The 15,662-nt window shown below is 58.6% G+C and carries 11 protein-coding genes and 2 pseudogenes; 4 read left to right on the top strand and 9 right to left on the bottom strand.

The window, feature by feature from the left end:
* Positions 1-28: 28 nt before the first annotated feature.
* Together O9320_19645 and O9320_19650 are read right to left on the bottom strand one after the other, a co-directional pair.
* A complete protein-coding gene (locus O9320_19645; protein MCZ8313066.1) occupies positions 29-763 on the bottom strand; it encodes a FadR/GntR family transcriptional regulator in 735 nt (244 codons plus the stop codon).
* Between the two features lie 1,399 nt (positions 764-2,162).
* Positions 2,163-2,285, bottom strand: a pseudogene (locus O9320_19650) (IS3 family transposase).
* 211 nt (positions 2,286-2,496) lie between these two features.
* On the opposite strand from O9320_19650, the pseudogene O9320_19655 reads away from it, so the two are divergent.
* Together O9320_19655 and O9320_19660 are read left to right on the top strand one after the other, a co-directional pair.
* A pseudogene (locus O9320_19655) lies at positions 2,497-2,676 on the top strand (IS1380 family transposase).
* Between the two features lie 199 nt (positions 2,677-2,875).
* Entirely contained in the window at positions 2,876-3,703 is an 828-nt protein-coding gene (locus O9320_19660; protein MCZ8313067.1) for a dienelactone hydrolase family protein, read from the top strand.
* Positions 3,704-4,492: 789 nt separating this feature from the next.
* Here the strand turns inward: O9320_19660 and O9320_19665 are convergent.
* The 6 genes from O9320_19665 to O9320_19690 form a co-directional block, all read right to left on the bottom strand.
* Positions 4,493-5,575 carry a dienelactone hydrolase gene (locus tag O9320_19665; GenBank protein MCZ8313068.1) on the bottom strand — a complete coding sequence of 361 codons (1,083 nt, stop codon included), beginning with the start codon at positions 5,573-5,575 and terminating at the stop codon, positions 4,493-4,495.
* Between the two features lie 188 nt (positions 5,576-5,763).
* Positions 5,764-6,570 (bottom strand): hypothetical protein, encoded by an 807-nt coding sequence (locus O9320_19670; protein ID MCZ8313069.1) that lies wholly within the window; start codon positions 6,568-6,570, stop codon positions 5,764-5,766.
* Positions 6,571-6,656: 86 nt separating this feature from the next.
* Positions 6,657-7,880, bottom strand: coding sequence for a pentapeptide repeat-containing protein (locus tag O9320_19675; GenBank protein MCZ8313070.1), 1,224 nt, complete (start codon positions 7,878-7,880; stop codon positions 6,657-6,659).
* Between the two features lie 28 nt (positions 7,881-7,908).
* A complete protein-coding gene (locus O9320_19680; protein ID MCZ8313071.1) occupies positions 7,909-9,402 on the bottom strand; it encodes a methyl-accepting chemotaxis protein in 1,494 nt (497 codons plus the stop codon).
* 110 nt (positions 9,403-9,512) lie between these two features.
* A complete protein-coding gene (locus O9320_19685) occupies positions 9,513-10,046 on the bottom strand; it encodes a response regulator (GenBank protein MCZ8313072.1) in 534 nt (177 codons plus the stop codon).
* A 6-nt stretch (positions 10,047-10,052) separates the two neighbouring features.
* Positions 10,053-10,967, bottom strand: coding sequence for a HAMP domain-containing sensor histidine kinase (locus O9320_19690; GenBank protein MCZ8313073.1), 915 nt, complete (start codon positions 10,965-10,967; stop codon positions 10,053-10,055).
* A 251-nt stretch (positions 10,968-11,218) separates the two neighbouring features.
* Here O9320_19690 and O9320_19695 point away from each other — a divergent pair, with 251 nt between their 5' ends.
* Both O9320_19695 and O9320_19700 read left to right on the top strand, forming a co-directional pair.
* Positions 11,219-13,381: an ATP-binding protein gene (locus tag O9320_19695; protein MCZ8313074.1), complete on the top strand. Its 2,163-nt coding sequence runs from the start codon at positions 11,219-11,221 to the stop codon at positions 13,379-13,381.
* 23 nt (positions 13,382-13,404) lie between these two features.
* Positions 13,405-14,286, top strand: coding sequence for a response regulator (locus O9320_19700; protein ID MCZ8313075.1), 882 nt, complete (start codon positions 13,405-13,407; stop codon positions 14,284-14,286).
* A 253-nt stretch (positions 14,287-14,539) separates the two neighbouring features.
* Here O9320_19700 and O9320_19705 read toward each other — a convergent pair whose 3' ends face one another.
* Positions 14,540-15,364 carry a flagellin gene (locus O9320_19705; protein MCZ8313076.1) on the bottom strand — a complete coding sequence of 275 codons (825 nt, stop codon included), beginning with the start codon at positions 15,362-15,364 and terminating at the stop codon, positions 14,540-14,542.
* Between the last annotated feature and the right edge of the window lie 298 nt (positions 15,365-15,662).

Below are 15,662 nucleotides of genomic sequence, written 5' to 3' on the forward strand. Positions count from 1 at the left end.
CCGTTGTTGGGCGCGTTGATCGCGCCGTTCAGATTTTGGTTTCGAAATAGAGTTTTCCGACCCGGTCAAAATGGCGTTGCATCTCTTTGCGTGCGCGTGCTGCGTCGCGGTCCGCGAGGGCGGCGATCAGGCGCTCGCGAAACTCGAGGCCGCGATCCCAGCTTTCGGCATTTTCGACATGGCGGCGCAGCAGATCCCACATAGGCCCCTGGCGCAGGCGCCACAATTCGCGCACCGCCCCGGCAAGGATCGAATTGCGGGCGGCTTCGGCCAAGCGCGTGTGGAACTCGAGATGCTCCTTGGCCGGCGGATCCCCGGCTGCAATCTTCGCGCGCATGCGGACTACGCAATTACGCAGCATCCCGATTTCGGCTGCCGTTGCACGTCTTGCGGCAAGTTCGGCGACCGAGCATTCGACCGCGCGCCGCGCTTCGAATTGTTCGAGCGTGCCAGGGCCCATATCGTCGGACGAACCGAGCGGAAAAACCGGCAAGGTGCTGGGGCCATTGCGGACATAGGTTCCGTCGCCGACGCGCGTTTCGATGAGATTGGCCGCTTCGAGCGCAATCAGCGCTTCGCGGATCGACGGCCGACTGACACCGAGCTGCTCGGCCAACTCGCGCTCCGACGGCAAGCGGCCGCCTTCGAGAAACGCGCCGCCGCGTATGAGACCTTCGATCTGTTCGGCAATCTGTTCGTACAGGCGCTTGGGGCGCACGATCGCGAGGCGATTGAGGGCGGCTTTCGGAGCGCTCTTGGTCATGTGGCAAGTAGGCCATATCTGGTCAGGCCTGTCAAGTGGCCTTACCAATTCGGCCTAGCATTTCATTTTGGGTGTTTGTTGCCCAGACCTCGCCGGCAACACGGATCCTTCCGATCCACGAGAAACGGCAAATTTGGCCTACCAATGCACATTTTTGTTGGCCGAGCGTTAATCGGCCTTCCGAGCATTAACCGCCCGCCATAGGTTCTCACTTACATCCACTACGGCACGCCAGCGACGACGAAAGTGAGAACCCGAATATTCGATTGGCGAGTAGACCCAAGTTCGGGGCAGCATCAACGACACCTAAATCCTCGCCTAACCTTTGGACCCGAATAAAGGTTCAGGATCAGTTCATGCGTCGCACCAGCGCTTCTGTTGCGCAGGCGAACCACGAACATGTCGATTCCTCCACTTTAATCTTGTATGAAATTTTGTGTGAGACAGACCAAGAAGGCAAGGTCTAACCCCAGCAATTCTGGATATACAAGGACGATATCCTCCCGCCGAACGCAGCCCGCAGACCCATTTTACACTAAGACTGGCAGAGCAGAATTTTGGTAGAGAGACGCGATGGTTGATATCTTGCCACCGATTTCACAGACCGTACCTGGCGGCAGGGCAGCCTCGATCCAGCAAGCGCGCGGTTCCGGCCTCCAAAACATCCCTGGCGGTGAAAAGACCGACGTTGCAGGTGCGCGCAGTTCGAGCGCTCAGGTCGTCCCTGGCGGTCAGAGCGCGGCGATCGAGACGGTCGCGTCGTCCAAAGCAGATTTTACGCCGTCGGCGGCTGCATCACCGCCCCCAACGCGTCGAGGGTCGATCCTCGACATTCGAGCCTAAAGCGCTCACTGCGAGCGCGTGCCCCGGCAAAAATTGGAGCGACAAGTGTTGCCGCTTGCGAATATCTCGATACGCGGAAAGCTTGCTTCCCACATTTTTCTGGCCGCTGGCAGGATTTATCGTTCTCCGTCAGATAAACGCCCAGTCGCTTCGCGTCGGCGATATAGCGTGCCGTCGTCCAATAGAATTCGGCCTAGTCCCAGATTTCCATTGGCACACCTCCTTGCCTGGAAAGCGTGCCCGTCGTGGGTGACAGGGACGGTCACCCAGAGGGTTTGCGACGGCGTAACCAGTAAGGACATGTGCCCACAGTTCATGTCCGACCACCAATATGCGCTCAAGCTTCAGCGCTTCGAGTGATCGGCTGACCTGACCGACTTTTTGAACCAAGCCGAATGAGAGATTAGCGACCTCACTTGTCGCTTGGATATCGGCCACCGGCACCGGTGACGCTCGGCCAAATCCAGCCTCTCGAACCGGTGACCGTGATGCAGAAATCTCTCATTCGGCTTGGTTCAAAACCTTGGTCAGGTCACTCGTTGCGCCAGCGACATTAGCTCTGCTCGGAAATCTCCGCCTCTTTGCAGGCCTGGCCAATGGTCCGGCCCTGCGCCACGAATACTTCGATCTGCCGCAGCTTCGTGACGATCTGTTCGGCGTTGTTTCGCTTCTTGGGCATCTCCCTGGGTTCCTTTCCAAACTGATTATCTCAATCAGCGTGGTCCAAGAAAACCCGGTCAGATCATGAATACCCTCGCGTTCTCGGCGCTTAGAGGTCCCCGGGCGTTTCGTACTGTGATCGCAATAAGCGTTTGGGCACGCATTACCTCTTCAAGGGCCGGACCGGCCAAGCTGGCACCGTCTATGCGCCAGCGGGTCTAGGCCCGGTCGCACAGTGGTCGCTGACCAGCCTGTGCGAGAAGCTCCTGAAGATCGGGGCCAAGATCGTGCGACATGCCCGCTACGCAATCTTCCAAATGGCAGAGGTCGCAGTGCCAAGAGAATTGTTTGACCAAATCCTGCAGCGGATCGACGGGCTGCGGCGGCGACCGGTTCCGACGCCGGTTTGAACGCGGCGGATGCGCCATTACCAAGGGAGGCGTGCGTCCGAATAACAAGCGGAAGGCCGAGAGAATGGATCGAGCGGGATTTTGGGCGGCGGACACTGCAAAAATGTCGGAAAAGCTCGGGCGATGTTTCGCGGTTTACCCGAAAGGGCCCAGCATGGTAAAAGTCAACTGTTTCGACGGTTCATTTGGGAAATGTCGGATGAAGCTTTCTGCCGTTCGCGCGCGCGCTCTGCGCGCCTTGTTTGGCGCGCTGCTGCTCGCAGGCTGCCAGACCGCCGCCTCCGATCCGCCCGTCACGGGCGCGCAAGGTCCAACGGCCCAAGGTGCGGCCGCCAATGCCGGTCTAGCCAGCGCGCTGCAGGTGGCACTGCCGCCGGGCGCTTCGAAAGCGCCGGTCGTGCTGATGCTCGAGGGGACTGGCGGCAGTAATCGCGTGCCGCCGAATTGGGCGGCGTTCCTCAATGCGCGCGGCATTGCGGCCGTCCAGATTCGGTCGGCAGCGGCGCGCGGTCGCACGAACTGGTTCGGCACGGGCTGCGAGCTGCGCTATGGGGGCGACGTGCGCGCAGCCCTGGCTGTGCTCGCCGACTGGCCGGAAATCGACGTGTCGCGTTTCGCGATCATGGGATTTTCGCGCGGCGGAACCGAGGCGATGGGGGCCGGAAGGACGTTTGCGGGGGCAGCGCAAATGCCCGCCGCCGTGTTCGCCTTCTATCCGGGCTGCGGCGGCCAGTGCGTGACCGATTGGCCGCTCGCTGCGGCGCAAGTGCCGGTGCACATCTTCTACGGTGCCGCCGACATGTGGGGCGCATACCAAGGCACGCGCGGCGCCTGCCGTGCCCAGGCGCGCGGCACCGTCGCGTACCACGAATATGTGGGCGCCCATCACGGGTTCGATTCACCCTCGCAAGGGACGTTCGAAGTGGCGGGAAGCCGTTTCCGCTACGAGCCGAACCAGGCCGCTCTGGAGGCCGCTCAAGCCGTGGTTGCCGAGACGCTCGCACGCCAATGGGGCACGCCGCACTAGCGTTTTACGGCGTCGCGTCGAGCGCCACAAGACCGATGTGGCGGGGCGCCTGATCCGCCAAGATGGTAGCGATATCAGGGTTCGCGTGGCCGATTTGTCGCCGTAAGGGGCTCGGTTGTCGGGCCAACTGCCGGTAGCGAAAGGCGAGCGGGTGCGATTGGTCTCGGACGCTTTCTCCGGCGATGCCGTCGTGGTTCGGATAGGGCCGGATTATGTCGGGCTTACGTTTCGAGAGATGCGCGGGATCGTCGAGTATCTCTCGGGGCACGCTGAGGGAACGGTAAGGGTTGCGTGAGGAGACTGGATTAGGTCTGACCTGACCGGGTTTCCTTGAAACAGGCTAGTTGAGATATTCAGTTTAGGAAGGAAGGCCCAAAGTGGGCTGCCCCGGGTTCTGCTGAGGTAGAGAAAGAAACATAATCGAGTTCAGTGACTTACCGAAGTAACGGGGCTCTCCTGACTTCAGTCCAAAGGTTCTCACTTACATCCACTACGGCACGCCAGCGGCGATGAAAGTGAGAACCGATCTGATTCGCCCGTCTCCGGGTCGGCTAAAGCGGGTTAAAGAACACGAGCCCAATAGTGCCCAGCTTCGCCCGCTACGGCACGCCAGCGGCGACGATAGCGAGAACCTTGATGAGCCGGAGCCTCAGTTATCAGCCACCTCAAAGCGTTCCGATTGCTCTGACGACGGACATTGAGCACCGACGGTGAAAACCTTTGAATGCATCGACATCGAGACATCCGCCTTGGCTAAGGGAGGCTCTCTTTTTGTCGGCTGATCGAGCCCTACTGCTCAAGTTCATCATCGACAGCTAGAATCCGGCAGTTTTCCCGTTGACTGTGACACGCCTGTAAAGCTGCGGCGCGCGCGGCGTCCAGAGTCCGAAATCCGCTCCGATAAGACCAGTTGCCCGAGCCATTTGCCGCAAAAGCCTTGTGTAGTCCTTGTCGAAGATACTGCGCCCAGCCAGCTTGGGCGGCAGCCGATAGATTCGGCGGCGGTGGCAGTTCGGGCCACGGCGATTCGGACGGCGCCGCCGCCCAATTCGGCAGGCTGGCACCCGACAATACGCGATCTACGATTGGGCGCCAATCGGGTATCCCCGCGCGACTAAAGAGAAAATGCCCGTCTGAGGCCCAAGCGGGTAACTCGATCAACTCGGCAACCGCCCCACCCGCAACATACGCCGTATGCATGCGACGTGCGACCGGCAGATTGGCGAATGTGTCGTTCGCGGTGTAGATCCAAACCGATGGCACGCGGGCGGTCCGGCCTATCTCCTCCATAGCCGCCACGAGGCCTGATGGGTTGCACGTATCGTTGGGCCCACGCGATCCACGGGCCGCCGCGAAGGCGAAGATCAAGGCGAGGCCATCGATAGGTTCGCGCGCCATCGAAAGCATGGCCATGCCGCCAGTGGAGTAACCGACTGCGATAAAGCGTGTTAGATCAAGTTTGGCGTGACCTCGGAGTGCTGCGACAGCCGCGCGCATATCCTTGCCGCCCTCGCGCGTCGTATGCCGATGATCGGCGCCGTCACACACGTTTTGGAACTCCGCGACCGGACCGGCGGATTCCCCGAATCCACGTCGCATGACGATCACGCTACCGTAGCCGCGACGCGCGAATTCCTCCATCTGCGGAAGAAAGCCTTGCGGAACGACGGATGGAAAAACCGTAGGGCCACCGCGTGGTGAGCCGTGCGCGAAAAGCGCAAGCGGAAACGGCCCGTCGCCGGGTGGATAGACCGCGAGTGCTTCGAGCGTGTGGACGCGCCCGTCGATCGTCGCATCGATCTTGAATGCCTCGCGCACGAGCGCTTCGCGCTGGGGGGGCTCCGCTGCAAACACGCCGCCGGCCGCGATCACGAAAAGAAAGCCGCCGACCCACCGCGTCAGACGCCTGGTCGATCCTGCCCCCAGGGAGCCCCACCGCGAAAAATAATCAAAAATGCTAATCGACGATACTAGTTGGCAGATATTTCTGTGGCCCATAAATCTGTCCCTCTAAGTTCTTGGTCTGTCGTAGAAGCCTGCAGCAAAAGCCCACGCTTTCTTTAACCCGGACCGCACCGTGCAAAGCGGGTCCCGACGATCCGGCCCGCCGCAGCCTGCACGTCGGCATCCGTCGCATTTACGGCCACCAACTGAATCGTACCTGCTTCAGCGAGGCTCCGGAACGTCTGCGTCACGCGCACATTACCGTCGGTGTATTCAACCTTGATCGTCGAAGAATTAAGGTTTTCGTAGCGCGCGTTTAGTACCCGTTGGCGTCCGTTAACCACAAGTTCGAACTGCCCGCGCTGGAAGGCAATGCGACTTGTGTTGCATCCGTCTGCAGCCCCCGTCGGACGCCACGCTCCCACAAATGGCGGCGACGGCGCGCTAAGTAGCCGGTCGCTCATGATGTCGGTGTCAAACATGGGCGGAAGGAGACGCAGTCCATGATATCCGGCCGCTATCAACAGGGCGCCTGCAAACGCACCACTGATCTGCCACAGCAATCGACGACCGCGGCGTTCGCGTGTCGCCTTTTCAGCGGCCGCATGGAAATCGCCATGGACCTTCTCCTCAAACATTCGAATGCTCTTCAGGAGAGTATCCTGTGCATCCTGCAGCCGCCCCGAAAAGATACCGATCCTTTCGCTGTAGCCGTCTTCGTCGACCGTGGCGCTGACGTCAACGAGGAACTTGTCGCCGATCTTCTCGAAAAGTTGGGCATCGACCGCGCTTTTCAGCCGGTTTCCCGTCGACAAAAGCCAGGCTGCCGCGTCATCAACGGAATGGAAGCGCCGCGCTGCAAGCTCCTCGCCGCCAACCTTCATCGAGACGTGACAGGTGATGCGCTGCTTGCCATCCGGCATCGACGTCACTCCCAAGGCTAGTTTGCGAAGTTGCAGGAAACGCCGAGATTATAGCTGTTCAGATAGCTCATCTGGTAAATTCCGACTCAACTAAGTTTGTGAAAGCCGGTGAGGTCCATCCCTTCGGTCGTCGCATCGATGAAGCTCGCGCGGGTGATGTGGGCCCTTCGCAACACGGCCCCTGTCAGGTTCGCCTTGTCGAAAATCGCATGCGCGAGATTGGCATTGCTGAGATTGGCTGGAAATTTACGACCATTGGGTTTCCCGGACGCGTCTTTATGTTCGACTGGCACGAGTCGCGCCTGAGTAAGGTCGGCGCGGCGCAAATTAGCGTCAATCAGTATGGCACCGGCCATGTCGGCCATTGTGAGATTGGCATCGGTAAGGTTGGCCTGCATGAGACTGGTGAGCCGTAGTAAACTGTTCGACAGGTTGGCGCGCGCGAGATTGGCGCAGTTCAGCGATGCGGCACTGAGATCGAGGCCGCGCAGGTCCATGCCGCTCAGATCGCGACCGTCGAGCACGGCGCGCTGGCCTTGCGCGCCGTTGGTCGCAATCCAGATTTTGTGCTGGGACAGTATCGCGCGCGCATCGAAGCGCGGTGCGGGCGGGGCCATCGGCGGATCGAAACTCGCGCCTTCGAGATTGGCGGTCTTGAGATCGAGCCCGTCGAGGACCACGCCGCGCATGCGCGCGCCCCGCAGATCGCAGCCGATCAGGACCGCCCCCTGTAACTTGGCGCCGTCGAGGATAGCGTCTTTGAGCTTGGCGCCCTCAAGATTGGCGCCCGTCAGGTCGGCGTTGGCGAGCACGCAAGCGCCCAGCTCGGCGTCGGCGAGTTTGGATCCGCGAAGCGAAGCACCCGTCAGATCCGCTTTTTCGAGATTCGCCCCCTTGAGCTCGACATTGTCGAGATTTGCGTCGCGGAAGCTCGCCGAACGTTCGGCGTTGCCTTTGCTCGAACCGTCGGACCATTGCACGGTCTGGCCCGGGCGGAAATCGGCGCCGCGCAGATCGGCGTCGCGCAGCAGGGCGCCATCAAACCGGCCGCCGCGCGCATCGACACGGCGCATGTTACTGCCGCTCAAATTGGAAAAGCTGAAATCGGCCGCGAAGAGGTCGGCCATCGACAGATCGCAATCCTGCATCAACGCGCCGATCAGGTTGGCGCCCGACAGAACGGCCGCCGAAAGATTGCGCCCGCGTCCGTCGACCGCTCCGAATTTTTCGTTACGCACGTCCATGCGCTTGCCGCCTAGCCTGCCCATCAGATAGGCGCGGTGCGCCGTCGTCACGGCATCGAAATCCAACTGTCGTGGCGCCCTATCCATATTTCCTTCAACCGAAATTCGCCGTTGAGCCAACCAAATCTTCCGCCTGCTCGAGCAAGGCTGCCGCCGAGGCCGAGCATTGCTCGACGAGGGCTGTGTTCTGCTGCGTGTCGCGGTCGAGAGTAGAAATCGCCGCATTGATCTTACCGAGGCTTGCCGCCTGTTCGCGACTGCCGGCCGCAATCTCGGGCGCGACCTCGGCCATCTGCCGCACGATGTCGCTTATCTGGGCGAGCGCCAATCCGGCCGCACGAGCGAGCGTCACGCCTTGCGCCATTTCGCGCCCGCTGGCGGCGATGAGGTCGCGGATCTGCTGCGAGGCTGGGCGCGAGCGGTCGGCCAGCGCGCACACTTCCCGCGCCACCACTTTAAACCCCTTGCCGACCTCGCCTGCGCGCGCCGCTTCGACGGCGGCATTGAGGGCGAGCAACTTCGTCTGAAACGAGATTTCTTCCATCACCGCTATGATGACCGAAATGCGGGTCGCCGAATCGGCAATGCGGGACATCGAGCCCGCCACGGTTGTGACCGCTTGGTCGCCGCTCTCGGCGCGTACCAGCGCCTCGCCGGCAAGTGCGCTCGCGCGTACCGAGCGTTCGGCATTGGCGCAAACCGTCGCTGAAATTTCGGCGAGCGTTGCCGCCGTCTGCTGGAAGGTGGCGGCTTGGCGCTCGGTGCGTTTGGCCAGATCGTCGCTGCCTTGCGCAATCTCGTTGGCGGCCGTGCGGATCGACTGGGCGGCCGCAGTCACGTCCTGGGCCGTTTCTTTGAGGCGTGCGGCAAGAGCGCTTGCGTTGTTCAGGCGTTGGTTTTGGATCGCGTTGTCTTTGAATATCTGGACGGCCTTGGCCATCTCGCCGATCTCGTCGGCACGTTCGCGCGCCGGAATCTGGAGATTGGTATCGCCGCCCGCAAGCGCGCGCATGGCCCCTGTCATCGTGCGGATCGGGCGGATCATGCCGAGAATGACACAACCCACGCCGACGATCGCGACCGCTATGCCGAGCCCTGAGACGACCCAAAGAACCAGCATGAAGCGGCCTTCCTGGGCGGCTCCATGGGCTTCGGTCGCTTCGTTCATTTTTTCGGATGCGATGACGGCTGTATCGATGCCCGTGCGGTGGCGCGCATAGGTTTGGCGCAAGCTGCCATATGCGTCTTGGGCGGCGGCAGTGTTGCCGGATTCAAGGGCTGGCACGAGCCGCGCATTGACGGTCTCCCAGAATACCTGGCCGGGGCCGTGCGCATCGACGGTGAGAGTGCGGCGAAGGTCGCTGTCGATGTCCTGACCGCGCCAGAACGCCTGGCGCTCGTCGTAGGCCTTCTGGAGCTTGACGAGCGCTTGCTTGTGCGCGGCCACGTCACTTTGCGGCTGCATCGCAAGCGTGGCCTCGAGATAGGCTTCCAGCACGTAGGCGGGCGGGGGCAGAATATCGGCGACAAGATCCTTGCTCAACACGATGTGATCGTAAACGGGACCGGCGACTTTGAGTTCGAGCAAGGCGGCTGCACTTTTAAGGATGGCTGCTGCGAAGCCGACGATAACGCATAACCCAACAATGTTAGTCGACGCGGCCAGTTGAATCTTCAATTGGATCCGATGGCGGCGTTTCAGGTCGCGTTGTCTTCCCGAATTATTCTCCGCAAGGCGGCCAAGACGTCCACGAGGGGTATCTCGTCCAAACGGTCTGCCTTGCGAGTTCTGACATTGTGTTGACGTTCCGGTAGCAGTTTCAGTTCGGATCGGCTCTTGGGTGCCGTGTGCAGATTGACCGCTCTCGAAACTGCATGGACGATTTCTAGTGGATCGAGCGGCTTCAGAAGTATTGTCGATAAGCCGACTTGCAATATTTCGTTTACAAGATTCCTCACGGGATACCCTGTCACGAAGATAAGACTGGCAGTCGCCCCGCGAGGGCAACTGCCTCGGATAAGCTTCATCAGGTCGATACCGTTGATATTCGGCATCTGTATGTCGGAAACTACGACGCGGAAGTTCGGCTCGTCCAGAAAGCGGCGTATTCCGTCCGCTGCATTCGACTCGCTTTCGACCCAAAATCCGGCTGCGGCAAGCAAGAGGCAAAGTTCCCCCGCGCAGTTCGCGTCGTCGTCGATGACGAGGACTTTGCAGCTTTCGGCAGACACAGCACCTCACTCCGATCGCTCTGGTGCGGCGCCATGCGGAAGCATGATTTCGACCGTCGTGCCAACATCAGGCTCGCTGGTGAGCCAAATCTTGCCCTCGTGGAACTCGACGTACTTCTTAGCCAAAGCGAGCCCCACACCCGCACCGTTATAGCGCCTTGCGGTTGATGGGACGCGCCTTTGGAACGGCAGGAAAATGTTTTCTAGATCCTCGCGACAGATCCCGACGCCCCTGTCGGCAACGACAACAACAATTCCGCGCTGGTCCGATAGTGTCGTCCATATATCGACAACACCATCCGGCTGCAAAAACTTGATCGCATTGTCGATGACGCATCTCAAGGCCTGTCGGACACGCACGGCATCAAGCATGCAGTACGGCAACTCGGGATCTAGCGAGGTCTGGAAAGAGATGTCGAATTGCTGGGCAATGGGGGTCAATCGATTGACCAATTCCAGAATTAGATCGTTTACACAGATAAGTGCCTTTTCGGGCGGCAGGCGATTGTCCTCGATCAGCACTATGTCGGCGGCACTGTCGAGGAGGTCGATAAGGTGAAGGCCGGCGCTGTTGATCCGCGCGATGAACTCCTCTCTCTGACGTGTTTTGGCGCATACCGATGTTGCTGCGGTTTCGCTCAAGAGAACTTCCGTAAGCCCGATAATTGCGTTGAGAGAGCTACGAGCTTCTTGGTTCAGATTGGCAAAGAGTCCAGTCTTGATGGCGGACGTTTCTGCCTTTGCCGGCACACCGCTGCGCGCGTCGGCATCAGCCGTGGTTCCGACCTCCGCGTCATGAGTGCCTCGAATAGAAAGCGATGTCACATTGATCGGCACAAAAGAGGACCCAGTCTGGCTCCGGTAAGCAATGACTTCTTCCGTCGGATTAGGTGTTCGGTGATTTTCGCTCGTGGTCGCCATCTCTGAGGTCCACTCTCGCTGTCGGCATCAGGCAACGGAATACGATCAAGGAGCCATTAACTAGATACAAAAACTTGGTGTAGATTTAACCAGTCTAAGCTTAGATACGATAGTATGCAGTACTAGATGCCGATAAAGGCAAATCTGGTTCATATTAGATTTCAAATTGAACTATTCACCTGATCGACTTGGGCCAGGCGCCTGCGATAAGACGAACAAGAAATTTGATCGCAACACGAAGCAGGCAACGCTTGAACTATCCGACCGAGACGACAGAACATGAATTTGGTTACTTCGCTAACCAAAAGAATCGCTGCGTTGCGACTTCTGTCGTCTGCTGTCTTCTTGTGGCCGCGATCATCTTCGCTTCGTTTGGTTTGTCGCGTCGTCTTGAAACCGAGTACGAGAATCGCGCAATTCTTGAGGTCCGATACGAAGCCCGACTCTTCGAGGCCTATACAAAAAGCCTCCTGCAGGCTTTTGACCAAGTGCTTCTGCAGCTGCGCGAAGAAATCTTGGAAGATGGGCTCCATCCCGATCTTGCGGCGTGGGCCGTACGGCGCGCCGTTCTGCGCAAACCTCTCTTTCAGATCGGCGTCATCGGCGCCGACGGAAGATTAGCGGCGACGACCGAAGGCGCTTCGAGCATCGGTCTCGATCTGTCGGACCGCGAGCATTTTCGGGTTCATCTGGATTCGAACGACGATCGAATGTTCATCAGCAAGCCGCTTGTCGGGCGCGCTACGGGCCGATCGTCGCTCAACATCAGCCGGCCTATTCGCAGGAGCGACGGCACTTTCATCGGCGCGACTGTTGTTTCGGTCGATCCTGCCCATTTTTCCGGTTTTCTCAGCGTGCTCGACGAGCGCCATACTGCGATGGTTTCTCTGATCGGGATCGATGGAACCATACGCGCACGCGCGCCCGTGGCGAACGGACATAACATCATCGGAATGTCGATTGCCGACCTGGATCTCGAACAACTCGTTCTGCGCGCGCGGGAGGGAGCCTTTCGAAGCTACAGCCGTTTCGATCAAATGGAGCTGGTATCCGCGTTTCGGCATCTCGACGATTTCGGAATGATCGTCCTCGTCAGCAAAAGCAGCGATACCGTCTTTGATGACTTCTATCGTCAACGCCGACTCTATCTCGGGTTCGGGTTCGTTGCAGCGCTCTTCGTCGTCGTCGGCGGCGTGTCTTTCGAAACTTTATCGCGCTTTCAGGACCAGGCACGTGTCAGCCGAGCCGTTGCGGCTTTGCAGGATCGCCAGTTCAAAGAGCTTGTTGGCATTATGGATGGCTGTGGCGCCGTTCTCGTTCAGACCGACACAGAAGGAACGATCGTTGCCTGCAATTCGGCGTTTGCTGCGATGGTCGGGAGAGCGGATCGAACAGAATTTCTTGGGAGGTCAATTGTTTCGATTGTGGAGAGTGGCGGCTTGAAAGCTGGGCAGATCGACCATTTCTCCGGTGTGCGCCTCGCCACGACCTATCCGGTTCAATTCGAGTCGTCTTTTGCGCCGATCTGCCAAAACAAGCCTCGGATCGATATTATGTGGAGCTGGACGCAAAGCCGCATAGGCGATGGGGTGGAGGGGCGTTTCGTCGGTGTCGGGATCGACAATACCGACCTACGGGCCAAAGAAATGATGCTGATCCAATCTTCGAAACTAGCGTCGCTCGGTCGTCTTGCTGCAACGCTGAATCACGAAATAGTTCAACCTTTGAACGTCGCCCGGCTTGGACTTGGAAATCTGAAGTCGCTTATCGAGAAGGGCGCGCCGAAAGAAGATCTCCTGGTCCGCGCGGACAAGACGATCGACAACATCCAGCGCACAGGAAAGATCCTCGCGCGCTTTCGTTCGCTGGTTCGGCAGGACAGGGACTTCGTCGAGAATGTCCAACTTTCAGATGCGATATATGCCGCGACCGGCATGTACGAGGAGCAGTTTCGTATCGACGGAATAAAACTGATTGTCGAAACGGATGTTGACTGCGCACTGGAATGCAGTCGCATCGAACTCGAACAGGTTTTCGTGAATTTGCTGGCGAACGGCTACGATGCGATTCTGAGATCTCGGTCGCACGAGAAGTCGGTTCCCGGTTCCAGCAAGCGGTCGCCAGACATTATAAGGGTTCGCATTGAACAGGATCCCGGTGCGCAGAAGATCGCCCGAATCTTGGTCGAAGATAGCGGCGGAGGCATTCCTGCCGACATCATCGAGCAGATCTTTCAGCCCTTTTTTACCACTCGATCCAGCAATGGGGGCACTGGACTTGGCCTGGCCATATGCCGCGCCACTATCGAACGCCTGAATGGAACAATCGAAGCCTCCAATGACGGTTGCGGCGCACGCTTTGTCGTATCGCTCCCGATACGTAGGGCCACTGTGCCGGCACCGGTTTCCGCGTAGGATTGGCCCAGGAGTTTCGAATCATGCCACAAGTCTGGCAAGCCGACGATGTCGTGAAGATTCTTGTTGTGGACGACGAAGAATTGGCTGTCGAAGAACTCGTCTACGCGTTGCGCGCCGCTGGGTTCAATGCAATCGGCGAGCACAGTGCGGCACAAGGGCTCGAGAGTTTCCTCCGCGACAACAGTATCGGTGTAGTCGTTTCCGACTTCCACATGCCGATGCAAGACGGGGTCGAATTTTTCAAGAAGATCCGCCGCTGTGGCAGTCGCGGCGCGGCTTGCGGACTCATACTCATGACCGGATTTCCGGAAGTCGCCAATGCCATTGCCGCAGTCGATTTGAGGGTCGAGAAGTACCTTTTAAAGCCGATCGAGCCAGACGAAGCCCTCGCAGCAACGTCTGCTGCCGTTTCGAGCTATAGGAAAGCCATCGACGTGGCCAATTCCCGGGACCTTGCGGTATCGACGCTTCGCACATTCTTGAATGCTCCGACGCCGATCGTCGCCCTACCCCATGTTGACGAAGATAAGTTTGGCGCCGTGGGCTACGAGGAACGAGAGCGGCAACGGACCGAAATGCTGGGGTTGATGTTGCGTTCGCTGAAGCTCCGATCCGAAATACTGCCGCAAGATCTATTCGGTGACCCCGCCTGGTGTATGCTTTTGGAACTTGCGCTGATCGAACGGAGCGGCAAAAGAACAACGGTGAGCGGTCTGACCGTATTGGCGCAAACAAGCCACACAACCGCAGTGAGGCGTATTCAGGACTTGGTCCAAGCGGGACTTTTCGTGCGACACGACGATTCCCTCGACCGACGCCGATCCTATGTCTCTCTCTCGCAAAACGCACACGAACGATTGAACCAGCTTCTTGACCGTCTCGTCGAAGACCAGTCGCGCTAGGTGACGCTCATTAAAACTCCGAGGCGTGTTTATGGGGCCTTTGGCTTAAACTCTTTGGTACTTTTTCTGCGATGGACAATATAACAGAATAAATAATTTTTTTGATGGAGTCAGTCACGTGCCTTTCTCAATACAGCAGAAGATTCTTCTGCGTGGCGCATTTTACTCTGTTGCAAAGTCGACGGGCTTCGCAATGCGCAAGGTCTTTGGCCGAGTTGGTCCCCCGTTTACGACAGAACAAATAACGTCTGTACTAGCGGAGCAGGTTAAGCAGCACCGAAGGCTGCTGGTTTGCGATAGACAGCGACTGAATGCCAAGCTGTTGGCGTACCTGCTGCGCCTGCACGATTGCCGACACTTTGCCGATATCGGTATCGACGATGGCGCCAAAGCCAATCGACGTTGAATCGACAATCGCGTTTATGAAACGTGATTGCAGTGTGAACGTGCGCGTTTCGGCTGCGTTGATGCCTAGCGACGTGGCCACCGCCTGTTGGAAGGTGGAGAGGCTGTTAAGACCGGCTGCCGCATCCGACGCGGTCGCGACGATGTTGGCAGTGGACGCGAACGCGTTGAAGGCCGCGTCGACCGACGACTGAGCGGTCATGGTCAGCGCCGTGCCGTTATTGTCGGCAAGAAACGCTTTTGCAGTTGAACCGGCGGAAATCAGATTTGTGCCGTTGTAGCTTGCCTGGCTTATGAAGTCCGCGACTTGGGTTGTGAGCGTATTGAAGTCGGCCGTGTAGATCGAGCGCTGGTTGGTGCTGATAAATCCGTCGCCGAGTTGCATTATTCTGGCCTGAAGGTTCCTGATCGTGTTCGAAATGTTCGTAAGCGCCGCCTGCGTTATCGTGCCGATACCGACGCCGCTGGTAAGCGAAGCCTGGATGGAACTGTAGGCTTGCAAGTTGCCGCTGATGCCTTGCGAAACCGAGAAAGCTGACGCGCCATCGGCCGCTTCAGCAACGCGATACCCTGTCTGAGCCTTTTTGGACGCGACGTTGAGCGCGCTCTGAGTCGTGCGCAACGAAGCCAGAGCCGTATAGGCGCCAATATTCGTGTCAACGGAGTTCGACATTGTGCGGTCCCTTTCTGGTCATCTGTTTCGACTTCTGTCGATCAATACACCGATGAATCCCCAACGCGGCGAGATGAATCAAGAAAAGATTGGTTCAATTTGGCATCCAAAATAGTGACCTAGTCAGGTTTTCTGTGTCCAGGCTGATTTGACCTGCCCCCATTGAAGTGGTCCTCCCTGAGGTATGGTTTTGGAGAAGGAGGAACAGGCAATGGCAAGGAAAAGACATACGCCAGAAGAGATCGTCGCGAAGCTAAGGCAGGTCGATGTGCTTATGGCCCAGGGGCGGCCGGTTGCA

The organism is Magnetospirillum sp., from assembly GCA_027532905.1.
In the GTDB taxonomy this organism is placed as follows: Bacteria; Pseudomonadota; Alphaproteobacteria; order CACIAM-22H2; family CACIAM-22H2; genus Tagaea.